Below are 24,556 nucleotides of genomic sequence, written 5' to 3'. Positions count from 1 at the left end.
TGTAACAAATATTTTAAAGGTTGAGAGAATGGGTGAAAATAAAGCGGGCGCCATCCGAATATTTCTTGTCCAGCAGCACTTCGCCATTGAACCGTTCGGCAATAATGCGGCAGATGGACAGTCCCAAGCCTGTTCCCTGTACACACTCGTTCAACTTTTCGAACCGTTCGAAGATCGCATCCTGCTTTTCGGCCGGTATTCCGCATCCCGTGTCGGTGATGGTAAATTGCACGAACCCATTTGCCCTGTCTACCTTATAAGCCAGTTCGATAAAACCTTTCTCTGTAAATTTGGTCGCATTCCCGACCAGGTTGATGATGACTTGCTGCAAGCGTAGCTTGTCTGTATTGAACATGAAGTTTTCGTCTTCAGGGGAGAATCTTAATTCCACTCCCGGCTTCACGCGATGTTCGACGCTTGTCAATGCGCTCCGGCAACATTCGGCCAGGTTCTGTTCGGCAAAGGTGAAACGGTATCTTTCCGATTCCAGGCGGGAGATGTCCAGGATGTCGTTGACGAGGTTAAGCAGGAGGGCCGAATTGTCCATGATGATATGTGTGTACTCTTTCCGTTCGTCCCCTTCTTCCATCTCGGAATCCAGAATCTGGGCGAATCCGACGATCGCGTTCAGAGGAGTACGGATCTCGTGGCTCATATTCGAGAGGAACAGGCTTTTCAGCCGGTCCGATTCTTCCGCATGGTCGCGGGCGATACGTAGTGCATTCTCCGATTCCAGCAAAGCCTGTTTGTCTTTTTGCAATTCGTTCTTCAGCTTATGGGTATGCATATAGATGATAGTACCTAATATCAAGATGATTAGCAGGAGGGAGGCGAGAGCAAGCGACCATTTCAACTGTTGCTGTTTCGCGCCGAGTTCAAGCTCTGTCACCCTGAGTTCCTTCACCTGCAATTCGAGGTTGTTCATGTCGTGCAGGGCATGCAACTGGCTTAGCTGGCGGACAAAAGCTGCGCTGTTGATCTCTTCGTTTTGCTTCAAGGCTTCCTTGTATTGCAAGGCGGCTTCCCGCGTATTTCCCATGTCCATCAGGATTTCCGCCCTGAGTGTCTTTACTTCCGGGCCGTTGTCCAGTTTCACCACGTCGTTGATCGTGTTCAGTGCCTGTGTGTATTGTCCGGTCAACTTGTAGTAGCTGGCAACGCTGAACATATAGAAGATGTGGACATACGTGTCATCGAGTTTGTCAAGGTAAGGAACTGCTTTGTCGATATGTTTTTTAGCTTCCTGGATATTTTTCTCGCGGACGTATAGGCTAATGTAAAAGGCTTCTGTCAGAAGGGCGCAACGGTCGTATGGAAAAGAAGGGTCAAGTCCGTATTCCCCGTTTTTGATGTTGGTGATTAGGGTCTGCAATTGGTTGATATGTCCGGTTGCGCTTTCAAACCGGTTTAGTTTCAGTTCGGATTCGATCACGTTATTGAGGTATTGGACGATGTACCGGTAATCCTTTCCTGTTTTTTGTAGCAAGTCGAGGCCTTCCTGGAAAAAGTCGACAGCGACACTGTCACGGCCGATGCGCTGGTTGATCAATCCCTGGGTTTCGCAGCTACAGATAATTCCGTTCTCGTTCTTTTCTTCTTTCGCCAGGTTATAGAGGCGGATGGCGGCGTCCGCAGCTTTTTCGAATTGTTCGTCCCACAGGTAAAGCTGGCAGAGGAAGGTGTGGGCATCGAAATAATAGTCGTTGTAATTCTCGGTTTGCTTGGCAAGGGAGTCGATCTGGGATACATAGAGTTTGACATTTTCGACATCTCCCATATTGTAGTAAAAACGGGCCAATGTCCGGATCGCCCAGCCCTCTTTGTCGATCTGCCGTGCTTCCTGTGCCTCCTTTTTCAATTGTTTGAGCCAGAAGTTTCCTGTCGAGTCGTCCATAGAGAGATAGGAAATTTTTTCTAACAGATCCAAACGCTTGTCTGCGGCGGAAGTAATCATCAGCAACTTTTTGATGCTGTCTATCTCTTGTTCCAGCTCGGAACCGCGTATGACAGTCGTGATATTGCCAAAGCAAAGTATTAGTAACAGAATGATATTGTATCTCCTCATTTGGTATAGAATTTGTCTTAATGTAAAGTGCTTTTCTACATGAAGTGCTTACAAAGATATGTATAATGTTTGATAATACCAATTCAATCGGTTATAGTAGTCATTGCATTTAAATGCAAATGCCGGTACATTGCGGAAAACAACAATAAACCATAAATATTGAAATTAAACAAGGATTATCTGCTTATTTGTTAATTATTATTGTTTTCTTTGTGTTTCTGTAAGGAGATATTTTTACTACTATGGATATGAACACAAGAAGTTTATTTCAAAAGTCTTTATGGGGCTTCATCCTTTTGCTGCTTGTTTCCTGTTCGGATGCGGACTTGAATGAGGCGGGGGCAGGAGATTCCCATAATCAGCAATGTGCTATTTCTGAAATTGGAGCACAGACTGTAACGTTTAACCTCAAATATGACGTACCGGACGGTTACCGGGTTGCGTTCGAGGTCTATGCCGAGAATCCGCTAAAGTCACAAGACGGATTACAGATCAAAAAAACAGACGTATTACCTATTTTGACTGGGATCACGAATGGGCGTGGCGAATATGCCTTGTCCCGCACTCTCCCGGAGCAAGTTGGGGAATTGTATGTTTATTCTGCTAATATCGGTGTCCCGTCTTTGTTGCAGGGCCGGATAGCCAATGGATCGGTAACATTTGAAGAACTGGACCGGAACGAGGAAAAGCCTGAGACGAAAGCGTTGTTCGGCTGGTCCGACAGTTTCCCGTATCTGACGCTTGGCGGCTGGAACTCGTTGGGCAAGCCGGATTATGTAACGAAGCAGGAAGAGATTGGCAGTTCCGTCCTGCGTGCCATCAACCGGGCTTTCCCAGAATGGAGGAAGGCAGATCCGGAATACTATAAACGGACGGATATCTATGTGAAAGAAGATGCACAGATTTGGGTGAGCATGCTTCATTCAGGCAGCCTGTTCGACAATGTGCTGGGATATTTCTCTTATCAGGGGGATATAAAGAATGTGGATCCGGCTTCGATCAAAGAGATTATCGCATTTCCGCGTGCAAGCATTGTCCGCCTGTTCCGTGCGGGATTGAAAGCCGGCGATGCTGTCCAGTTAAAGTATTACGACCCGGCGACAGGCCGGTTGGAAAATACCTTCCCGAAGGGTACTTCTATCGGTTGGGTGCTTCGTTCCGACGGATATAATTTGCTGAACCGTACGGTGGGCGATGGCATGTTCCGCTTTTACTCTTACCCGGAATGGAATCCTGAATCGGGAAATAAAAACCATACGGTCCTGTTCAAGAAAGATAACTTTGTGGTGGTCGGGTTTGAAGACCTGCCGAACGAGCGTATCAACTTGTTGAAAGGGGATGGGGATTGCAACGACATGATGTTCCATGTCTCCTCTTATCCTGCGGAAGCTATCACATACGATATCCCGGAAATACCAGATGGCGGTGATACCGGTGAGACGGAGGAGGTGGATGCCATACAGCAACTATCGGAAGTGATGGATCTTCCTGCCGATGATCCGGACTTCTGGAACGATCTTTGGGTTGCCTCCAAATCGACCTTGCATTGGGATATCTCCGATCAGGAAAATCTGGACAGCTATGGCAATGTCACAGGCCTGAAGGAAGAGCTGATTGTCGCGAACAGCCGCACGATGAACAGCCTGATTGTCGACCAGCCGGCAACTTATGCTAACCGGATCTTTGTCAAAACAACAATTCGCAAGACGAAATCGGACGGGAAAAAGCGCATCTTTGTCAAAACGACTGTCCGTGGCATGACGGTAGAAATAGAAATGGATGTAGATGCCAAAGCTGTCAACCTGATGGCCGTGAAGAGCGAGGCTGCCGAACAGATCATCCGTACGATCAACTCGGTGAAAGGCCGGATTATGGATAATGAACCTGTCCGCATCCTGGTAGAAATGGAGTTCGATCCGGTTCCTGGACACGCATTCGAGGAATTATCCCCAGGTCCTTACTCTCCCCATATCATTTCCGAATAGTCCGTGATAAACGACTATAATAAAGAATCCCTCTCTCCAACGTGATAGCGGAGAGGGGGATTTTTGTTGGGGCTGTGTCAAAAATCTATTTGATCTTGCGGTCGGCATTTTCGGGCAGGAACATCAGGTCTATGGAATGCTGGAGGCGGGACTCGTAATCCTGGAACGTCAGCCCGATGGCTACGAGGAAGGAAGCGAGGGCGAGGATGCGCCATGCCTTCAGGTAGGTCGGGTTTATCTCGACGTTGCCGTGGTTCAGGAACAGCAGGATGGCGCAACTGCCCAGGCTGGATGTGATACTGGTGGCATAGGCAATGATATATAAAAGGTATATGTCCATTCCGTAATAGTCAGGATGATTCGTGTTATTCGCATAGCCATCTTGCTATATTCCGTTCTTCGGCGCTAAATTCCACACCTACTTTTACGACTTCGCGTCCGTCGCTCTGGTAGGGGATGAGGTAGCCTTTTTCGTCTATTTGCTTCAAGGCTTCTTCGGCTGTATCTCCCAGTTTGAACTCGAAGACATAGATGTATTTGGGAGTCTTTACCACCGCATCGGCACGTCCACGGGCACTGCGGACTTCTGCTCCGGTGTACTGCCCCATGAGTTTGAATACGAGATAAAAGACCACCTGGTAGTGGCGTTCTGTCTTTGTGTTCAGCTCGTACGGGAAATCAGCAAAGAAGGCTTGCAGGCGGGTGAGGAAGGCATCGACATCGCCATGTTCTAATTCGGAAACGAACTTACCGATGTAGAAGTTCTGGTCGTTATTCGTTACAGATGTGTAAAAAGGGATGAGGAAGTTAATGAAGCCATACTTCACCTCCTCATTTGGAAATGCCAGAAAATAATTGGTGAAACGTGAGTCGTATTCCTTAATCGTCAAGTACCCGCTCTGATAAATCAATGGGATTGGATTGTTGGAGTCGACCCGGTATTCGGTGAATGAGGAGGCTGGCGCCTCGATGCCGTCCAAGAGCAGGCGCAGGTCGTAGTTCGTCTTTTGCAACATCTCGACTAAGAAGGTTGGTGTGCCGGTCTGGAACCAGTAACTTCCTAATTCCCGGTTAAAGAAAGCACTTAAAACACTGAATGGGTTGAATATGCCGGGGCTGTTCGGATGGAAATGGTAGCCATCATAATTGGCTTCCATGATATCCAGCACTTCCCCGGGTGTTTGGTTGTTGTTCTGCCCGAATACCTTAATCTCCGGCTGGAAATTGGCTTCCAACTCCTGGCGGGTGATACCGCAGATTTCGGCAAAAGATCTATTCATACTAATATCATTCAGTTGGTTCAGGTCGCTGAACACACTGACCTGGGAGAACTTCGTTACCCCTGTCAGGAAGACAAAGCGCAGGTAACGGTCTGCGCTTTTCAGCACGCCGTAGAAGGCTTTCAATGTCTTGCGGTATTCTTCCAGCAGTTCGTTATTACCTAATGCCTGAAGAAGAGGTTTGTCGTATTCGTCGACCAGGACAACGACCCTCATTCCGGTGGCTTCCGAGGCACGGCGGATGATGCCGCTGAAACGTGTGGAGATCGTTTCGTCACGTATATCCTTCCCATATTTATCTTCCCACATATTCAAGTGGCTGTCTAAAATCTGAAGCAACCGGTCCGGACTATCGTATTTCTCCGCGTTTAAATCCAGGTGGAAGACCGGATAAACCCTCCAGTCCGTCTCCATCCGGTCGATGGCGAGCCCTTTGAAAAGATCTTTCTGCCCTTTGAAATAGGCCTCAAAGGTAGAGAGCAACAGGCTTTTACCGAACCGGCGGGGGCGGGCGAGGAAGTAGGGTTTGCCTTGATTGGCTAATTGCCACACAAAGGCAGTCTTATCCACATACAGATAATTGTCTCTTCGTATATCTTCAAAGGTTTGTATCCCGATCGGGAGTTTGCGCATGATCTCGTTCATCGGATTATTTAGATTAATTGTCTTCAAAGATACTATAAATAGCTTTCCGGTAGAAGAGTTTGTCTTAAAATCTGCCATAAGGCAGGTTTAGCCGGTCCATGCCTGCAAACAAATCGTAATAATTGTTTTTGCATTGTAATGCTGTTTACATCCCATTGCAATACCCCCCCTGTACTTTTGCCGCAAATAAATGAAACAAGTAATAAGGAATGAGAAGCAAGTGTGAAATAAAGAATGCAAAGATATTTCTCCTGTTATTGTTAGGAAGCATTTTCTCGCTGTCGGCAGAGGCACAAACAGGTGTCATCTGCGGGACGGTTTCGGATGCCAAGTTCAAGGATACCCTGATCGGCGCTTCAGTGGTGATCGAAGGGACCACGGTGGGGGCGATTGCAGATGTAGATGGTAACTTTCGTATCGAGAACGTGAAACCGGGAACCTATACGTTAGTCGCTTCTTATGTGTCTTATAAGTCGGAAACGATCCGGGATGTGGTAGTGAAGGCACATCAGGAGTCGGTGCTGAGGATCGAACTGTCCGATGCCGACCTGCAACTTCAGAACGTGGTGGTCGTAGCACAGCGGAAGTTAGGAACGGAAACCGCCATTATCAATACGGTGCGGAAAAGCCTGCCGGTCGTAAGCGGTATTTCAGCCCAGCAGATCGGCAAGACACAGGACAGTGATGCCGCCGAGGTGTTGCGCCGTATTCCGGGGCTTACGATCGTGGATGACCGCTTTGTGGTGGTCCGGGGGCTGGCGCAACGATATAATAATGTCTGGCTGAACAATGCAACCACTCCTTCGAGCGAGACGGACAGCCGGGCCTTCTCGTTCGATGTGCTCCCTTCTTCTCTGATCGACAATATGATGGTCTATAAAAGTCCGTCTGCCGAACTACCGGCCGATTTCTCCGGCGGTTTCGTGCAAGTGATGACCAAGAATATACCGGACGGGAATACCTTAAACGTCTCTTACCAGATGGGATTCAATACGAATGCCACTTTCCGCAGTTTCCAGCTGACGAACGGGAGCTGGAAAGACTACCTCGGATTCGGAGCCGGGATGCGGAGTCTGCCATCCTCTTCTCCTTCTCATTTAGGGGATTATTCGACAGAAGAAGCCGCTGCCTTTACACGCCGGATCAACCAGCGTTGGGGGATCAATCGGTTCACGGCTATCCCGGACCAGAAGATATCGCTCACCTCGCACCGTTCGTATGATGCAGGCGACTGGAAGATCGGGAATATCACGAATGTGAACTGGAGTACCGGCTACGATTATTCGGAGACGGTGAATAACAACTATATCACCTATGATGTGGCGAACGATGTCTCACGTCCACGCTTTGAGTACAACGATGTCCGATATAAGAATACCTCCAAGTTAGGAGCCCTGTTCAACTGGTCGTTTATGAAAGGCGATCATAAGTACGAGTTCCGTAACTTTTTCAGCCAACGCGGTGTTTCCGCTCTGACACAACGGGAAGGAATGAACTACTATTCCGACAAGGATATCCGCAAGTGGGAATCCCTTTATACCGGACGTACGACCTACTCAGGGCAACTCGGCGGCACGCATACGTTGCAGGAGAATATCAACAAAGTAGACTGGACTGCGGGCTATGCCTTTGCATCCTACCGGGAGCCGGACCGCAAGATCGTGAATTCCATCCTCGACGAGACGAAGACGGACTTACCGGACTATTACGTCTCCGATCCGATGCGCTATTATCAGGACTTGAAGGATCACAGTGCTTCGCTCGCCGCCAATTATGAACATAAGTTCGCTGTCTCCGACAAGTTCGCCCCTTTACTTAACGGTGGTGTCTATGGAGAATACAAGAGCCGTACGTTCGATGCCCGCCGGTTCGGTTACAACCTGTTAGGCAAAGGGTATGACCGGTATGCCGACTGGGATTATACGGGGTTGTTCAGTGACGAAAACATTTCGGCAGACCGGATATGGATGCGTGAGACGACGACGAACAGCGACTCCTATACTTCCGAAAATATCCTGGGAGCCGCTTATGTCTCTGCCAAGTTGAACTACGGGGAGGCGCTGAATGCCAATATCGGTGTCCGCATGGAATATTATAACCTGAAAATGGATGGTTACAGTTCGGACGGTACGACTCCTGTTCACCTGGATAACCGGACGGCCGATTTCTTCCCTTCCGTCAATATCTCTTACAACCTGTCTGCGAAACACCTTGTGCGTGCCGCTTACGGTCGTTCGGTCAACCGGCCGGAGTTCCGCGAGGTAGTGCCATATGTGTATTTCAATTTCGAGCGGGATGCGAATATCGTCGGTAACACCGGATTGAAGAACGCTTATGCAGACAACCTGGAGGTGCGTTATGAATTCTATCCGGCTTCCGGCGAGATGATAACGGCCGGGGCCTTCTACAAACGGTTCAAGGACCCGATCGAGGAAACCTATAACGAGGCGGGTTCCGGTCTGCAATATACCTACCACAATGCGAAGAATGCCGAGACGTTCGGCATTGAGTTGGATGTGAAGAAAAGCCTCGACTTTATCGGATTGAGAGGGTTGAGCCTGGTTTGCAATGCCGCCTATATCCATAGCCGTGTCCGCTTTGAGGAAGGAGCGCCTGAACGTGACCGGCCGTTGGCGGGGCAATCTCCTTATCTGGTGAATGCCGGCCTGTTTTATCAGCATGACGACAATGGAATCTCCGCCTCGCTACTTTACAATCGTATCGGGAAGCGTATCGAGTCGGTCGGTGTCCCGATGCAGAACCAGAATGAAGATATTCCCGACATATACGAGATGCCTCGTAACTCTCTGGATCTGACCTTCTCGAAGAAGATCGGCAAGGTCGTCGAGATCAAGGCGGGAATCCAGGATATGCTGAACTCCAAAATCGAATACAAGCAGTTCGTGAAGCTGACGGACGAGAACGGAGGTAAGCGTGAACGGGAACAGCTGGTGCGCAGCTACCGTCCGGGAGTGGATATTAATGTAGGTGTTTCCCTCAAGTTTTAAAGTGAATAAGAATATATTTCTATTACAAACAAAATGTTTTTATTATGAACAGATTTCTATTGAAAGGTTTGGCCTCTGTATGTGCACTGGCCGTTATGTTTGGAACTGTATCTTGTAGTGAAGATGACAAGCCCGATGGCTCCATAGCCGTGTCGGCTGTTGCCGTAAGTCCGACGACTGCAACTGTCAAGGTGGGCGAGTCTGTGACATTGTCCGCCACGATTACTCCGGACGATGCAACGGATAAAACGATAACATGGAGTTCCTCCGATGAAAAGGTGGCAACGGTAGATGCCGGTAAGGTGACAGGGGTTGCCGAGGGTACTGCCACGATCACCGCTACGACAAAGGATGGCAATAAGACGGCAACTTGCTCCGTGACTGTTTCTAATGATGCACCGTCTTCCAAAGAGGTGACTCTGGAGGGAGAGATTACTTCCGATCTTACGCTGAATGCTGCTGATAAAAACTATCTGAAAGGCTTTGTTTATGTAAAGTCGGGTGCTACGTTGACAATTGAAGCAGGAACGGTTATCAAGGGTGTATCTGTTTCTTCCGGTGAAAAGGCAGCCTCTTTGATTATCGAACCGGGTGCGAAGATCATGGCTGAGGGTACGGTTGACAAACCGATCGTCTTTACTTCCGATAAAGAACCGGGCAAACGTGTGACGGGAGACTGGGGTGGTTTGATTATCTGCGGGAATGCTCGTGTAAACCAGACAAAAAGACCGGTTATCGAGGGTGGACCCGGAACGGAATATGGCAATACGACCTCTGATGAATTTAACGGTGAGAGTTCCGGTAAGCTGAAATATGTCCGCATTGAATTTGCCGGCTATCCTTTGGAACCGGACAAGGAGATCAACGGTCTGACATTCGGTGGTGTCGGTAGCGGTACGGAAGTGGAATTCGTACAGGTGTCTTATTCCAATGACGATTCGTATGAATGGTTCGGTGGAACGGTCAATGCCAAGCATCTGGTGGCTTACAAGGGTTGGGACGATGATTTCGATACCGATTACGGCTATACGGGTAATTTGCAGTTCCTGTTGAGCGTACGTGACAAGGATATTGCTGATACTTCCGACTCTAACGGCTTCGAATCCGATAATGACGCAAGCGGTTCTTCTAACACCCCGCTTACGAAGCCGGTCTTCTCCAACGTGACCTTGATCGGCCCGTTCTATGGAAAAGTATCTGATATGACGCAAGCCGAGGTTGAGGCAAAGACAGCCGATGCCGCCAACGGAGCCAAAGGAGGTAAATTTCAGGCAGCCATGCACCTGCGCCGTAATTCGAGCTTGAATGTCTACAACTCCGTATTCACGGGATGGCCTTACGGACTTCGTGCAACGGATAAGAAAGGTACGGCAAACGACGGTATCGCCGTCAAGAACGTAATCTTCGCCGGTATGTGGAAGAACTTCTACGATGATGAAAAGGTAAGCGAGAACTTCTTCAACCGGGCAGGTAACAATACGACTTTGGCAACCACCAACGAGATTGTATCGAAAGACGGTGACTATTCTTCTGTCGTTGCTTCTGCCGTACAAGGAGCCGAATTTGTCGACGAAGTCTTGAACAACAGCTTCTTCGAAAAAGTAACCTACAAAGGAGCTTTTGACGGAACGAACGATTGGACAGCCGGTTGGACAAACTGGGACCCGCAGAACACTGAATATTAAAAAAGATGATAAAGAGATTATTATTGACATCAACATTATTGGCAAGTTCTGCCCTGGTGATCCAGGCGCAGGACTTGTTCCTTAGCGAAGGCCAGTATTATACGGACGAGTCTCAAACGACTCCTTACACTGGCCGTTATACCGAGTTTTACGACGACGGTATGTTGAAGATGGAACTTTTCCTCAAAGACGGCCGCCCCGAAGGGACTTATGTGATTTACTATCCCGATGGCAAGATTGCGGAAGTCCGTTCTTACTATCACGGCATTTTTCATGGAGAATGGCGTACTTATAACGAAGCCGGACAACTGACCGGTATCGCTTCCTATAAAGAGGGGCAGAAAGACGGACCTTGGCGGGTGTGGAACGATAAAGGCGTTCTCCGCTTCGAGATGTTCTATACCAGAGGAAAGAAAAGCGGCATTTGGCGTACCTGGAACGATGATGGGCGATTGATCTCCGAAGAGAAGCAGGAAGGAACGTAAATCAAGAATTAATAATTAATAATTAAGAATGATGGATTTTTTAATTCTTAATTATTAATTATTACCGGTTTCCTAAATCGTCATACAGTGTTTGCAGCAATGCTTTTCCCTTGCGAAGTCTCAGGTCACTGCCTTCGCGGGGTGTTTCGATCAGCGGTTTGTTTCCTTCGTTGTCATAGACGGAAATTCCGGTACTGTCGATAAACCCGAACCCGTTGGAATAAGTATAGAAAGCATATTCCAGATAATCGGAGCTTAGGATATTCCGGCTGAAAGTGAAAGCGTCGTGATCGATCCCTAACTGGTTCAACAAGGTGGCGGCAAGATCTGTCTGATTGGCATATTTGTCGATCACGACAGGTTCTTTCACCGCACCGCCGATCCAGAGCATCGGGATATGGTAGCGGCGGGGCTCATAGCCCGTCACATCTTTCGGATAAGGATATCCGTGGTCGGAAACGAAAATAACCAGCGTATTCTTCCACGCCGGCAGTTCTTTCAATTTATCTATGAAATTGCCGATACAACTGTCCGTGAAAGCAACCGAGTTTGGATACAGTCCCATTCCGTCCAACCGGTGATAGGGTACTTCAAACGGCTCATGGCTGCTTAACGTCAGGAAGGTACTGAGCCAGGGGACCTGGCTGTCCCGGTTTTTGATGTCTTCGTACAGGTGGCGAAACGTCACATCGTCGTTCGCTCCCCATTTACTCAGGCGGCTGGTGAGTGGGAAATCACGGTCTGCCGTGATCCGGCTGTAACCGGAACTGAAGAAATAACTCTGCATATTGGTGAAGTTGATGTCTCCGCCATACAGCATGTCGGCGACATATCCTTCGTTTGTCAGGCTCTTGGCAATGGAAGGTAGCGTTTGGCTCTTTGCCGGATACTTCATGATGGAAGTGGTCGGCTGTGCTAAATATCCGTTCAATACCGAAACGATTCCTCTGTCTGTTCGGAACGAATTGGCATACATATTCGTGAAAAGCACTCCTTCCCGGCTCAGCCGGTTCAGGTTAGGCGTAATGGCGGAATCTCCGCCGACCGCTCCGATCGCATTTGCCGAGAAACTTTCCATCAGGATAATCAATATATTCGGCCGCGAGGTATTGAGAAGGGCTTGCGGTATCGTGTCGCCTTCCTCATTCCCGCACTCCATGCGGGAGTGCGTGGACAAGGTTCCCATTATCTCCTCCCTTTCCTCCTCCGGGAAGAAATTGAACTGTGCCGCAAAATCCTGCTGCTTGCTAAGCGAAGCGATCAGGCTGAAACAAGGATTGATTGCTGAATGGTTGAGGAACTGGTTCTTACTGAAATATACCATCCCCACATTCGCCGTCGAAGTCGTGACGCCTCCCCGTATCGGAATGAAAAGTATTCCTCCCAATAGGATAAAGATAAGGCTTCCGCCTAATCGTTTTCGCACCTGTGTTTCAGGGAAGAGCGGAACGATAAACCTCTTCAACACCCAATATATCCCGAAAGCATATACGGCGAACATCAGCAATTGGGCAAAGAATTGCCCCAGCGGTACACTTGCCATCGCATCGCCGGGTGATTGAAGATAGAAGAAAAGCGTTGCATCCAGCCTGAATCCCCAGTAGCCGTATAAAGCCACATCCACGGAAAAGATCGCTGCGATCGATACCGCCATGATTCCGAAATATCCTTTCAGCAGTTTCCTGTAAAAAGATCCCGGCAACCATACCGAAACTAACGTCATCAGCAAAGGTAACGCCGTCAGATAGCCGGCTATCGTACAGTCCAACAGTAACCCATGTGTAATTACCTTAAGGTAATCGATTAGCGAACATCCGCTCGCTAAGGCATGGTGGTACAACATGAACACAGGCTTCTGGATTGCCAGTAGCGGTAACCACATGAAATATAGGGCAAGGAGGAAGAGGATTCTTTTTTTCATATACAGGGAAGGTATCGGAGAAAGAACCAGATATGCGTCATCCGCATATCTGGTTCTTCTTCTGGAAAGTTATCAATGCTTGTTTATTTATAAAGCTTTTCTCTCAGCTCGGCGACCATCGGATCGGTAATATAATCGTCGTATTCCATCATACGGTCGATAATGCCGTTCGGAGTCAGCTCGATGATGCGGTTGGCAACCGTCTGGATGAACTCGTGGTCATGGCTGGAGAACAGGATGTTTCCTTTGAATGACTGCAATGTGTTATTGAATGCCTGGATGGATTCCAGGTCCAGATGGTTGGTCGGCGTGTCGAGGATGATACAGTTGGCATCCGTCAACATCATGCGGGAGATCATACAACGCATCTTTTCACCTCCGGAAAGTACGCTCACTTTCTTCAACAGCTCTTCACCGGAAAACAGCATACGTCCGAGGAAGCCTTTCAGGAAGACTTCGTTCGTGTCGGGCGAGAACTGGCTCAGCCAGTCGATCAGGTTGTAATCCGAGTTGAAATACTTGGAGTTGTCGAGCGGCAGATAGGTCGTCGTGATGGTTTGTCCCCACTGATACGTTCCGGCATCGGCCTTTTCTTCTCCGTTGATGATCTGGAAAAGGGCGGTCATCGCACGCGGGTCGTGGCTGATGAATACGATCTTGTCGTCTTTCTCTACGTTGAAGTTCAGATCCCGGAACAGGACTTTCCCGTCGATGGATTTTGTCAGCCCCTTTACTTCCAATATCTGGTTGCCCGGTTCGCGGTTCGGTGTGAACAGGATACCCGGATAGCGTCGTGAAGACGGCTTGATCTCTTCGATGTTCAGTTTCTCCAACATCTTCTTGCGGCTGGTCGTCTGTTTGGACTTCGCTACATTGGCACTGAAGCGGCGGATGAACTCTTCCAATTCTTTCTTCTTTTCTTCCGCTTTCTTATTCTGGTTCTGCTGCTGGCGGAGTGCTAACTGGCTGGATTCGTACCAGAAGCTATAGTTTCCGGCGAACATCTGCAGTTTACCGAAGTCGATATCTACCGTATGCGTACAGACAGAGTCGAGGAAGTGACGGTCGTGGCTGACAACCAACACAGTGTGTTCGAAGTTTGCCAGATAGTTTTCAAGCCACATAACGGTTTCAAGGTCGAGGTCGTTGGTCGGCTCGTCCAGCAACAGGTTATCGGGCTGTCCGAAGAGGGCGCGTGCCAGCAGGACACGTACTTTCTGCTTACCGCTCATATCCTTCATCTGCGTGTAATGGAATTCTTCCGAGATACCCAAGCCGCTCAACAGGGCGGCAGCATCGCTTTCGGCATTCCAGCCTTCCATTTCGGCGAACTTCTCTTCCAGTTCCGATACGCGGATGCCGTCGGCATCGCTGAAATCAGGCTTTGCATACAGAGCGTTTTTCTCGCTCATCACCTCCCAAAGGGTGGTATGCCCCATCAACACCGTGTCCATTACGGTATATTCGTCGAATGCGAAGTGATCCTGGCTCAATACGGAAAGACGTTCACCCGGTCCTAACGACACTGTTCCGCGTGTCGGGTCCAGCTGCTTGCTGATAACACGGAGGAATGTTGATTTACCGGCGCCGTTAGCTCCGATGATGCCGTAGCAGTTGCCCGGCGTGAACTTCATATTGACATCCTGAAACAGGATACGTTTTCCGAACTGTACGTCCAGATTGTTAACCGTTATCATATCTTGTATACCTAATTAATTTGCTTTTGAGTGTGCAAAGGTACGAAAAATATCTGTTACTTTCGGCTTGGTCTGAAAGTAACTACTTATACAAACCTTCTCTCGACAGCAAATGATCCAAGTTCGCCACTCCTAACGTCACGATCGCCATCACCGTGGCGGCATGTTCCTGATATTCCGGGATGCTTTTGCTGTACGTGTCGCGTTCGGTGTGCCAGATTTCGCCGTAGCTGAAGTTGTAGCCTTTGATGTCCTTTTCGTTGAAGTCGATAGTCGGGACAGCTTCAACAGCAAAGACCGAAGCATCCGTGCCGCCCGGTTGCGACGGTTTGGTGAACGGGCCGGCTTCTTTCACTTCGAAGGGGTAGTCGGGGCGGATCTTCCTGATCGGTTCGCATATCTTCACGAAATCCCGGTACATCGCTTTCGGTACATCGAGTCCGACGGGAGGTGTCGGGCCGCCGTCGCGGTTGAACAGGTTGGAGATTTTATCTAACTTATCCTTATTGGCTTTTACCCAGGCTGTAGAACCTAACAATCCGAATTCTTCGCCTGCGAAAGCACAGAACAACATCGTCCGTTTAGGCTTTGCGCCGGATTTCATGATCATTCGGGCCGCTTCCATCACCGGAGTGACGCCGGAACCGCAGTCCACGCCACCTGTCGCCACGTCGAACGCATCCAAATGACCGCTCGCCATCACATACTCGTTCGGGTATTTGGTCCCTTTGATCTTACCGATCACATTATAGTATTTCACCGGTCCCATACGGAAATGGTTGCGGATATCGAATTCAAGGAAAAAGGTACGGCGTTCCTTTACCATCTGCTTGATGGTCGCATATTGGTGTTCGTCCAACTTGATGTCGCAAACGTCCGGCAGGTTGTCGAAGGTGAAAGTCGGATCGTGCATAACAGCCTTGTCATAGAGAGCGCGCAAAGGGACGGTAGCCGATTGGATAAAGCCCAATGCGCCGGCCTCGCACATCTGTTTGTAGAACAGAGCCGGGACATCCTCTTTCAACGGCAACAGCGGGTTGTCGGTATTGTTGCGCCAGTTATCCTCCATGATCTGGCGGTTTTTCTTGGCTGTTTCATTGTTTTCGGCAATGATGGCGGCACGGATGGAGTCGCCTTTAGCGGAACGGTCGACCGGCCAGCCGACATTCTTTCCGTTAATCAGCACCCAAGCCCCTTTCAATTGCCCTTTTATACGGTCGAATTCGCTTTGGGTGAGCGGTTCCTGTAAGACATGTCCACGTTGCACTCCCTTTGTCCCGGCAGTGTAAGAGGGAGTGACGAAATGCAGTTCCATCCCGTTCTCACCTAACAGTTTGCCGAACCACGGTCCGCGGTTGAAGCCGACCGGCAACGTACCGGCTTCCTGCAGTTCGACTTCCAGTCCCCATTCCTTAAACTTGGAGGACACCCAGTCGACCGCATTGTCATAAGCATTCGAGCCGATCACGCGGCCGCCGATGCGGTTGGTGAGTACATCCAAATGATCCATCACCTGATTGTCCGTTTGACCGATTTCGATGATTTTGTTTACAGCAGCATCTTGTGCCGGAACCGAATGGACAGCCATGCAAGCCATCGCCGCCCAGATAAGTAAAGCTCTTTTCATATCGTGTGTTTTTTATGGTGATGCAAATTAAGATATAAAAAGTTCGTGTTCCAAATGAATTTCAAGTAAATGTCTGATAAACGTAACAGATTCGTATCCCGATAACGGAAATAAATAAATATCTTTGCAGGCAAAAATCAGGGCAAGTGGGCGTGTTTCGCAATTCCATATTAAAGTATCTGTTGGTAGTGCTCTTTATCAGCTACTACGCAGGAGGTGTCGCCTTCACCCACGTCCACCATTTCCCGACCTATACGATTATCCATTCGCATCCCTATCTGCCCGGACAGGACGGGCAACCCCAGCACACCCATAATACCGAGGCTTTCGAGACCATCCATCTGCTGAACGATCTGGTCTTGGAAGAGACTCCGGGTTTTGTCGTGGGGATCGCTTGGGTGCTGCTTGCTACTTTCCTGTTGCAACTTGAGCCTGTTTCTGTCCTTCGGGTCATCCGCAGCAGGAGTCAACGTGCGCCTCCCGTATTCATAGGATAAAAATATACGGACGTGTTTCTTGACGTCCCTCCTCGTGCCTGAATGTTCTACCGGTGGAACTCGATGTTTCATAGTAGTGGAACTTTTGTTCCATGCCGATGAAACTTTTGTTCCATGCCGATGAAACTTTTGTTCCATGCCGATGAAACTTTTGTTTCATACCGATGAAACTATTTAGGAGATGCGGGGAATATAACAAGCGCTCCCTGTCCCTTTCCCGAAAGTAGCAGGGAGAAATTTCCAAACGCAATAAATTTCTTATTATATGAAACGAATATTGTTACTGTTGCTTCCTGCAATAGTATTTAGTGCCTGCCATTCCAACAAGCAGGACGATGAGGCGTCTGTCACTGTTACTTTAAAAGGAGATACCATACAAATCGGCGCGAACTCGCCGATCCTGTCCCGTCTGAAAACGGAGAAAGTCGTACGTGAACCCTATTGCATGGAGTTCAGTACATCCGGCGTTGTAAAGGCGATTCCGGCCAACTATGCGGAGATCGCTTCTCCGTTTGCCGGACGTATCAGCAAGTCGTTCGTCCGCCTCGGACAGAAAGTGGTGCCGGGCAGCCCGGTTTTCGAGATCAGTTCCCCTTCGTTTTTCGAGACGGGAAAGGCTTACTACCAGGCTAAACAGGAGATGGAACTGGCTTTGAAGAGCCTGAAGCGCGAGAAAGACTTGATCCGGAACAAGGTCGGCGTTCAGAAGGAACTGGAAGAGGCCGAGGTGAATTATGAATTGAAGAAGAAAGACTATGAGAATGCCGAGGCGGCCTTGAAGGTGTTTCAGATCAACCCGGACGATCTGGTACTGGGACAGCCGCTTGTCGTCCGTTCCCCGATAGCGGGCGAGGTCGTAAAGGATAATATTGTGATCGGCCAGTATATGAAGGAAGATGCCGATCCGGTTGCGGTGATTGCCGACCTGAACAAAGTCTGGGTTGTGGCTCATGTGAAAGAGAAGGATATGAACCTGGTGCAGGCACTCAACGACGTGGAGATACGTCTGGTCGCCCTGCCGGAACAGCCGTTTACGGGAAAGATTTACCATATCAGCGAAATGCTGGACGAAGATACGCGCTCGGTAGAGGTGCTGATCGAATGCGATAACAGTGCGCGTCTGATGAAACCTGCCATGTACGGCACGGTAAAGTTGAGCGATAAGGCTGCCGAGGTGATCCGTATCCCGACATCCGCGATCCTGCAGGAAGAAGACGACAGCTATGTGCTCGTTGCATTGGGCGATAATAATTACCGGAAACAGAAGGTCTCGACAGGTGTCGGCGATGGGAAGAAAACCGTTGTGCTGTCGGGCTTGGTCCCCGGAGAGGAGATTGTCGTCACCGGAGCTTTTTACTTAATTGATGTACGGTAAGCGCTATGAAAAGGATTATTTACCTGGCGATACATCGGCGAGGACTGATGTTCGTCCTGTTCCTGTTTCTGGCGGTTGTCGGTTATTATTCGTGGACAAAGCTGGCGATCGACGCTTATCCTGACATTGCCGACACGACCGTCCAGATCGTTACCCAGGTGCCGGGACTGGCAGCCGAAGAGATCGAACAACAGATCAGTATCCCGATTGAAAGGGCGATGAACGGGATGCCGGGACTGAACGTGATGCGTAGTAAGAACACGTTCGGGCTTTCCACCGTCGTACTCGTTTTCGATGATGGCATAGAGGATTACTGGGCGCGCCAGCGTGTGCAGGAACGGCTTGTCGATGTGGAGCTGCCTTATGATGCGGTTCCGGGGCTGAACCCGTTGACTTCCCCGACCGGGGAAATCTTCCGCTATGTGCTGGAAAGCGACCGTTTGGATCGCCGCGAACTGACAGACCTGCATAAATGGGTGATTATTCCGCGCCTGAAACAGGTGACCGGTGTTGCCGACGTCAGTAACTATGGCGGGATCACGACCCAGTATCAGATCGAGGTGGACCCGCATAAGTTAGACCAATATGATGTGACGCTGGGCGATATCACCGAGAAGATCGAAAAGAATAATGTGAACGCCGGAGGTAGCATGTTGAGTCGGGGAGACCTGAGCTATGTGATCCGCGGGATCGGGCTGGTGAAGGATTTGGAAGACCTGGGACGGATCGTGATCAAGACGGAGAACGGCGTTCCGATCTATCTGAACGATATAGGCCGTTTGAAATACGGAAACCTGGAACGTAAAGGCGTGTTGGGCTTTACGGACGGTGTTCGCGATATATCCGACGGTGTGGAAGGAATCGTGCAGATGTTGCGGGGAGAGAACCCTTCGCAGGTCCTGGAGGGTGTGCATGCAGCCGTTGAGGAACTGAACAACGAAACCTTGCCGGAAGGAACCCGCATCCATGTGTTTATGGACCGTACCGATCTGGTGAACACGACCTTGCATACGGTGTCGCACACGCTTTTCGAAGGGATGGTGCTGGTCGTGCTGGTGCTGATCCTGTTCCTGGGAAGTTGGCGGGGCGCGTTGCTGGTGGCTTTGACGATTCCGTTATCCTTGTTGATCGCTTTTATCCTGATGCATATTACCGATATTCCGGCCAACCTGCTGTCGTTGGGGGCGATCGACTTCGGTATTTTGGTAGACGGGGCGATCGTGATGATGGAAACGGTGTTGAAGAAGCGTGAACGGCATTCGGACGAGATCTTGACGGAAGAGTCCATACTGCGCCGTACGACCGAAGTGGCGCGGCCTATCTTCTTTTCCACCTTGATTATTATTACGGCTTATCTTCCGCTTTTCGCTTTCGAGCATATTGAGAAGAAATTGTTTACACCGATGGCCTATACGGTGGGATATGCTTTGGTCGGAGCCCTGTGTGTGGCGTTGTTGCTGATTCCGGGACTGGCTTTCTTTGCTTACCGTAAGCCGCGTAAACTCTATCATAACCGTTGGCTCGAAAAACTTTCGGAAGGCTATAACAGGCAGATAACGAATCTGCTGGAAAAGCCGAAGCGGGTTCTGATGCCGTTAGCCCTTATCCTGGTCGGTGCGGGTGTGCTGAGTTATACCGTCGGCAAGGATTTCCTGCCGCCTTTGGATGAAGGGGCGATCTGGATACAGGTGCAACTACCTCCGGGGATTTCCATCGAGAAGTCGAAAGAAATGGGAGCCGAGTTGCGCGAGACGTTGAAGCAGTTCGATGAAGTGTCGTATGTCATGACGCAGGTAGGCCGTGACGACGAGGGAGCGGAGGCGTTTTCTCTGTCTCATATCGAATGCGGTGTCGGCCTTAAGCCCTATAGCACCTGGAAATATGGGAAGACGAAGGCCGATCTGATCGAGGAAATGTCGGAGAAGCTTTCTACCATGCCGGGCTACTCCGTCGGTTTCTCCCAGCCGATCATCGACATGGTGATGGACCAGATTGCCGGTGCACACAGCGACCTGGCTTTGAAAATCTATGGAGACGATATTACCGAAACACGCCATATCGCCGAGAAGGTGGCCAATGTCCTGAAGACGATTCCGGGAGCGGCCGATGTCGCCGTTGACCAGGAGCCGCCTCTTCCCCAGCTTCAGATTATTGCCAACCGCGACCGTATCGCACAATATGGTTTGAATGTATCGGATGTGGCGGACCTGATCGAGTTGGCAATCGGGGGAAAGGCTATCTCCCAGATTTTTGTCGGCAGCAAGAGCTATGATGTGATCTGCCGTTTCGACGATGCCAGCCGTAACTCGCCCGAACGGATCGGGAATCTGTTACTGACGACGGATGCAGGTACGAAGATACCGCTTTCGCAGGTTGCGGATATCAGGATGACGACCGGCGCCAGCACTATTACCCGCGAGATGAACAAGCGCCATCTGACGGTTCGTGTGAACTTGCGTGGAGTCGACTTGACTGCCTTTCTGAATAAGGCGAATAAGATTATCGACCGGGAGGTGAAGTACGATCACGACCAGGTGCATCTCAAATGGGCCGGACAGTTCGAAAACCAGCATCGTGCCTACAGCCGTTTGGCGGCTGTCGTGCCGTTGGCATTGGGGATTATGCTGTTGCTTTTGTTCGCCGCTTGCGGTAAGTTCCGGCAGGCGGCCCTGATGATGTGTGTCGTTCCGCTGGCCCTGTTCGGTGGTATGTTGGCGTTGAATGTGCGGGGGATGACGTTGAACGTGTCGTCTGCGGTCGGTTTTATCGCCCTTATCGGTGTCGCCATCCAGAATGGTGTCATTATGATTTCGCATATCAACAACCTCCGTACGCGTGGACGTGATTTCAAGGAATCGGTTATTACCGGGACCAAGCACCGTTTCCGTCCGATCCTCATGACTGCTACGGTTGCCGTTCTCGGTTTGCTGCCGGCATCCCTTAGTACCGGTATCGGGTCGGATGTGCAGCGCCCGCTGGCAACCGTGATTGTATATGGCTTGCTGTTCGCAACCGTTATCACCTTGTATGTGCTCCCTGCCCTATATTATATGGTGGAGAAGCATTACCTCGACAAAGAACCGCTCCGGGAAGTGGATAAAAGTATCGGGAGCGGGGAGTCGTTGTTATAAATTGAATAATCAAATAAGATAGAATCGTAATGAAATTATATTTGTCTATAATCGGTTTATGTGGCGCCTTGTCGCTTTCCGCCCAGCAAATCGTTCCTCTTTCTTATCGTCAATATATGGAAAAGGTTGTTGAAGGTAACCTTGAGTATGCCGCAGAGCGTCTGAATGTGAATGTATCGGAGGCTGAAGTGACGGCAGCCAAAGTTTTCAATGATCCGAACTTGTCCGTTTCTTATTTTAATAATGAGAATAACAGCCTCCGGATGGGTGAGGGAGTGGAAGTCGAGCTAAGCAAGACGTTTACTTTTGGTAAGCGTAGTGCCGGCATAGCACTTGCTCGCAGCGAAAACGAGCTGACGAAAGCATTGCTTGCCGATTATTTCCGTAATCTGCGTTCGGAAGCGACTGTCTCTTATCTGGAAGCATTAAAACAATACGAGCTGTATAAGGTAAAGGAGAATGCATACGAAAACATCCGGCAGTTGGCGGAAAGCGACAGTGTCCGCCATTCTTTAGGTAAAATCATGGAGATCGATGCTACGCAGAGTCGTCTGGAAGCCGGAATACTGCATAACGAACTGTTGCAGGCCGATGCCGAGCTGCAGAATGCTTTCTCCAACCTGAACTTGCTGACCGGTACGCTTGCGCATGACTCTCTTTTTCAGCCGCAAGCCGGCTTGCGCATATCGTCCCGCGATTTCGTAGTGGCGGATCTGCTCTCTAATGCCGTGGAGAATCGTGCCGACCTGGTGGCCGCCCTCAAGAATAAGGAAGTCGCTTCCCGTGCCTTGAAGGTTGCCCGGCGCGAACGGAATACGGATGTGGATCTGTCTATTGCGGTCAGCCGTAATGCCCGCGTGCATAACGAAGAAGCACCCGCCCCTCCTTTCACAGGGGTAACAGCCGGCATTGCCGTCCCTTTGAAGTTCTCCAACTTCAACAAAGGGGCTGTCCGTGCCGCCCGTTTCCGTGAACAGCAGGCCGAGACACAATATCAGCAGGCTTTGCTACAGGTTCAGACAGAAGTCATGCAGGCATACCGCAGTTATCAATCTTTCTCCAAGCAGGTGGAACATTATGAAAACGGTATGCTCAGCCAGGCGCGTGAAGTGATAGATGGCAAGATATACAGCTACAACCGGGGGGAAGTCTCTTTGTTGGAAGTTCTCGACGCGCAGCGAACTTATGATGAAGTGCAAGCCCAGTACATCGAAACCTTGTTTAATTACAGCACGGCTTTGGTGGAATTGGAAAAGAGCGCCGGAATCTGGGATGTGGAGTTGTAGCCACAACGTTGTCATTTAGGTTTCTTAATAAGGTAAATGTGAGATATATTCTTGAATTATACCTATTTTTGTATTTGAAACAAAAATAGGAATATGATATTTTACTTTACCGGAACAGGAAACTCTCTTTGGGTGGCAAAGGCTCTGAGTGAGGCGTTTGGAGAACCGTTGATTTCAATTGCGGATGAGCTGCGTAAAGAAGAGAAAGACTTAGCTTATCCGGTTCACCCGGATGAAAGGATTTTGTTCGTTTATCCCGTGCATTCCTGGGGACCGGCGATACCTGTTACCCGCTTTATCTCCCGTCTGACTTTAGGCGGATATGCCGGACAGCCGGTCTATTCCGTTTCTACCTGTGGAGATGAATGCGGATATACGGATCGGCTGATCGGGAAAGCATTAGGGAAAAGGACGATATCGCTTACGGCTGCATACTCTGTCATTATGCCGAATAATTATATCTTGCTGCCCGGTTTCAATGTAGACAGCAAAGAGGTGGAGGAACGGAAATTGCAGGATGCCCCGGCGCGTGTGGCCGGGATTATCGAAGCGATCCGGGAGCATCGGCAGGACGCTTTGTATCAGACAGGAAGTATGCCCGGTTTGAAAAGCTACTGGATTTATCCTCTTTTTGCGCATCTGGCCATCGGAAGTAATTCTTTCCGGGTGACGGATGCTTGCATTTCCTGTGGGTTATGTGAACGGATTTGTCCGACCGGAACGATCAGCATGCGGGAAGGGAAACCTGTCTGGTCGAATACTTGCGTCCAGTGTGTCGCCTGCATTCATCGTTGTCCGGTTCGTGCAATCGAATATGGAAAAGGAACGCTGGTAAAAGGAAGGTATCATCATCCTGAAATTAAATAATAAACACAAAATAGAAATGAAACGATTAGTAGTGACAGCCTTAGTGGCCCTGACGTTGGCAAGTTGCCAGGAAGCACCGAAAGGTTATGTGATAAATGGAGAAGTGACCGGCAGGACGGATGGCAAAGTCTATCTCAAGTCCTTCCGGAATAAGATGTTTTTTGATGTCGATACGGCAGAAATAAAAGAGGGTAAGTTCACTTTTAAAGGAGAAGTGGATCAGCCTCTATTGTTCGGTCTGGCAACAGAAGATATGAATTATCCTGTTCAGCTCTTTGTCGAAAACACAAATATGGATGTACAGATAAGTAATGACGGTGAAACGATTACGGTCCGGAACTCTCCTGTCAATGCGATCTTTCAGGAGAATGCCGAAAAGGTTTTCGAAGAAGGGTATGACATAGACAGTCTGATCACCAAGCATCCGTCTTCGCCTGCCGCCGCTTTTTATCTGTATCGTTACTTCACTTATCAGTTGCCGCTGGATGAACTGAAAGCGACCCGTGCCAAGATTTCCCCCGAACTGGCCGATTGCCCCTATGTGAAAGATTTGGACGGAATTATCAAGCAGTTGGAAAATGTACAGGTAGGCAAAGTTGCACCTGAATTTGCATTGCCTGATACGGCAGGTGTATCTGTGTCGCTTTCGGATTTCAGAGGCAAATACGTGCTGCTGGACTTCTGGGCTTCCTGGTGTCCTCCCTGCCGCCGCGAGAATCCGAATGTGGTGAAGGCTTTCAATGACTATAAGGATAAAAACTTTACTATTGTAGGTATTTCCCTGGACAATAATAAAAGCAAATGGCTGAAGGCGATTGCCGACGATAATCTGACCTGGACACATCTTTCCGATTTGAAATACTGGGATTCGGAGATACCGGCCCTTTACGGTGTTCGTGGTATTCCGGCCAATGTCCTGTTGGGACCGGACGGGGTGATTATTGCCAAGAATATAACGGGTGAAGACTTGCACAAAACATTGGGAGAAGTAATTAAGTAAAC

Annotated in this window: 16 protein-coding genes; 10 read left to right on the top strand and 6 right to left on the bottom strand. The window is 49.4% G+C overall.

All coding sequences use genetic code 11. The features are described from left to right. Positions 1-13: 13 nt before the first annotated feature. Positions 14-2,065 (bottom strand): tetratricopeptide repeat-containing sensor histidine kinase, encoded by a 2,052-nt coding sequence (locus H8S65_RS01170; RefSeq protein ID WP_186928124.1) that lies wholly within the window; start codon positions 2,063-2,065, stop codon positions 14-16. A gap of 248 nt (positions 2,066-2,313) precedes the next feature. Between H8S65_RS01170 and H8S65_RS01165 the strand changes: the two genes are divergently transcribed. Then, positions 2,314-4,050, top strand: coding sequence for a DUF4114 domain-containing protein (locus tag H8S65_RS01165; RefSeq protein ID WP_186928123.1), 1,737 nt, complete (start codon positions 2,314-2,316; stop codon positions 4,048-4,050). Between the two features lie 85 nt (positions 4,051-4,135). Here the strand turns inward: H8S65_RS01165 and H8S65_RS01160 are convergent, their stop codons facing one another. Then, on the bottom strand, positions 4,136-4,390 hold the full coding sequence (locus H8S65_RS01160) for a hypothetical protein (protein WP_186928183.1): 255 nt from the start codon (positions 4,388-4,390) through the stop codon (positions 4,136-4,138). Positions 4,391-4,415: 25 nt separating this feature from the next. Beyond that, a complete protein-coding gene (locus H8S65_RS01155; RefSeq protein WP_186928182.1) occupies positions 4,416-5,975 on the bottom strand; it encodes an ATP-binding protein in 1,560 nt (519 codons plus the stop codon). 209 nt (positions 5,976-6,184) lie between these two features. Here H8S65_RS01155 and H8S65_RS01150 point away from each other — a divergent pair, with 209 nt between their 5' ends. From H8S65_RS01150 to H8S65_RS01140, 3 genes are read left to right on the top strand one after another with little or no spacing between them, the layout of a single operon-like run. Further along, positions 6,185-8,983 carry a TonB-dependent receptor gene (locus tag H8S65_RS01150; protein ID WP_186928122.1) on the top strand — a complete coding sequence of 933 codons (2,799 nt, stop codon included), beginning with the start codon at positions 6,185-6,187 and terminating at the stop codon, positions 8,981-8,983. Between the two features lie 44 nt (positions 8,984-9,027). Then, positions 9,028-10,668, top strand: a complete 1,641-nt coding sequence (locus H8S65_RS01145; RefSeq protein WP_186928121.1) for a beta-helix domain-containing protein — start codon at positions 9,028-9,030, stop codon at positions 10,666-10,668. Positions 10,669-10,673: 5 nt separating this feature from the next. Then, entirely contained in the window at positions 10,674-11,153 is a 480-nt protein-coding gene (locus H8S65_RS01140; protein WP_186928120.1) for a toxin-antitoxin system YwqK family antitoxin, read from the top strand. A gap of 61 nt (positions 11,154-11,214) precedes the next feature. Here H8S65_RS01140 and H8S65_RS01135 read toward each other — a convergent pair whose 3' ends face one another. The 3 genes from H8S65_RS01135 to H8S65_RS01125 all read right to left on the bottom strand — a co-directional run bounded on the left by H8S65_RS01135 (position 11,215) and on the right by H8S65_RS01125 (position 16,398). Continuing rightward, on the bottom strand, positions 11,215-13,074 hold the full coding sequence (locus H8S65_RS01135; RefSeq protein WP_186928119.1) for an LTA synthase family protein: 1,860 nt from the start codon (positions 13,072-13,074) through the stop codon (positions 11,215-11,217). A gap of 83 nt (positions 13,075-13,157) precedes the next feature. Beyond that, positions 13,158-14,771 (bottom strand): ABC-F family ATP-binding cassette domain-containing protein, encoded by a 1,614-nt coding sequence (locus H8S65_RS01130; RefSeq protein WP_186928118.1) that lies wholly within the window; start codon positions 14,769-14,771, stop codon positions 13,158-13,160. Between the two features lie 82 nt (positions 14,772-14,853). Further along, on the bottom strand, positions 14,854-16,398 hold the full coding sequence (locus tag H8S65_RS01125) for a M28 family metallopeptidase (RefSeq protein ID WP_186928117.1): 1,545 nt from the start codon (positions 16,396-16,398) through the stop codon (positions 14,854-14,856). A gap of 146 nt (positions 16,399-16,544) precedes the next feature. Between H8S65_RS01125 and H8S65_RS01120 the strand changes: the two genes are divergently transcribed. From H8S65_RS01120 to H8S65_RS01095, 6 genes are all read left to right on the top strand, one after another. Further along, on the top strand, positions 16,545-16,895 hold the full coding sequence (locus tag H8S65_RS01120) for a DUF8478 family putative metalloprotein (RefSeq protein WP_186928116.1): 351 nt from the start codon (positions 16,545-16,547) through the stop codon (positions 16,893-16,895). Positions 16,896-17,160: 265 nt separating this feature from the next. Beyond that, positions 17,161-18,270, top strand: a complete 1,110-nt coding sequence (locus H8S65_RS01115; protein ID WP_186928115.1) for an efflux RND transporter periplasmic adaptor subunit — start codon at positions 17,161-17,163, stop codon at positions 18,268-18,270. 5 nt (positions 18,271-18,275) lie between these two features. Continuing rightward, the gene (locus H8S65_RS01110; protein ID WP_186928114.1) at positions 18,276-21,401 is read left to right on the top strand and encodes an efflux RND transporter permease subunit; all 3,126 of its coding nucleotides are present in this window, start codon (positions 18,276-18,278) and stop codon (positions 21,399-21,401) included. Positions 21,402-21,430: 29 nt separating this feature from the next. Continuing rightward, positions 21,431-22,687 (top strand): TolC family protein, encoded by a 1,257-nt coding sequence (locus H8S65_RS01105; protein ID WP_186928113.1) that lies wholly within the window; start codon positions 21,431-21,433, stop codon positions 22,685-22,687. A 93-nt stretch (positions 22,688-22,780) separates the two neighbouring features. Further along, on the top strand, positions 22,781-23,554 hold the full coding sequence (locus tag H8S65_RS01100) for an EFR1 family ferrodoxin (protein ID WP_186928112.1): 774 nt from the start codon (positions 22,781-22,783) through the stop codon (positions 23,552-23,554). 16 nt (positions 23,555-23,570) lie between these two features. Next, complete coding sequence (locus H8S65_RS01095; RefSeq protein WP_186928111.1) at positions 23,571-24,554, top strand: TlpA disulfide reductase family protein; 984 nt, start codon at positions 23,571-23,573, stop codon at positions 24,552-24,554. The last annotated feature ends 2 nt before the right edge of the window (positions 24,555-24,556 follow it).

It is taken from the genome of Parabacteroides hominis (assembly GCF_014287585.1).
Taxonomy (GTDB): Bacteria; Bacteroidota; Bacteroidia; order Bacteroidales; family Tannerellaceae; genus Parabacteroides; species Parabacteroides hominis.
This window is presented reverse-complemented; position numbering and strand designations above follow the sequence as displayed.

What these genes read in the sequence shown, in the direction of transcription:
- H8S65_RS01130 (WP_186928118.1), bottom strand. Translation starts at nt 14,771, where the DNA reads ATGATAACGGTTAACAATCTGGACGTACAGTTCGGAAAACGTATCCTG.
- H8S65_RS01160 (WP_186928183.1), bottom strand. Translation starts at nt 4,390, where the DNA reads ATGGACATATACCTTTTATATATCATTGCCTATGCCACCAGTATCACA.
- H8S65_RS01165 (WP_186928123.1), top strand. Translation starts at nt 2,314, where the DNA reads ATGAACACAAGAAGTTTATTTCAAAAGTCTTTATGGGGCTTCATCCTT.
- H8S65_RS01115 (WP_186928115.1), top strand. Translation starts at nt 17,161, where the DNA reads ATGAAACGAATATTGTTACTGTTGCTTCCTGCAATAGTATTTAGTGCC.
- H8S65_RS01105 (WP_186928113.1), top strand. Translation starts at nt 21,431, where the DNA reads ATGAAATTATATTTGTCTATAATCGGTTTATGTGGCGCCTTGTCGCTT.
- H8S65_RS01135 (WP_186928119.1), bottom strand. Translation starts at nt 13,074, where the DNA reads ATGAAAAAAAGAATCCTCTTCCTCCTTGCCCTATATTTCATGTGGTTA.
- H8S65_RS01145 (WP_186928121.1), top strand. Translation starts at nt 9,028, where the DNA reads ATGAACAGATTTCTATTGAAAGGTTTGGCCTCTGTATGTGCACTGGCC.
- H8S65_RS01150 (WP_186928122.1), top strand. Translation starts at nt 6,185, where the DNA reads ATGAGAAGCAAGTGTGAAATAAAGAATGCAAAGATATTTCTCCTGTTA.
- H8S65_RS01155 (WP_186928182.1), bottom strand. Translation starts at nt 5,975, where the DNA reads ATGAACGAGATCATGCGCAAACTCCCGATCGGGATACAAACCTTTGAA.
- H8S65_RS01125 (WP_186928117.1), bottom strand. Translation starts at nt 16,398, where the DNA reads ATGAAAAGAGCTTTACTTATCTGGGCGGCGATGGCTTGCATGGCTGTC.
- H8S65_RS01100 (WP_186928112.1), top strand. Translation starts at nt 22,781, where the DNA reads ATGATATTTTACTTTACCGGAACAGGAAACTCTCTTTGGGTGGCAAAG.
- H8S65_RS01095 (WP_186928111.1), top strand. Translation starts at nt 23,571, where the DNA reads ATGAAACGATTAGTAGTGACAGCCTTAGTGGCCCTGACGTTGGCAAGT.
- H8S65_RS01140 (WP_186928120.1), top strand. Translation starts at nt 10,674, where the DNA reads ATGATAAAGAGATTATTATTGACATCAACATTATTGGCAAGTTCTGCC.
- H8S65_RS01170 (WP_186928124.1), bottom strand. Translation starts at nt 2,065, where the DNA reads ATGAGGAGATACAATATCATTCTGTTACTAATACTTTGCTTTGGCAAT.
- H8S65_RS01110 (WP_186928114.1), top strand. Translation starts at nt 18,276, where the DNA reads ATGAAAAGGATTATTTACCTGGCGATACATCGGCGAGGACTGATGTTC.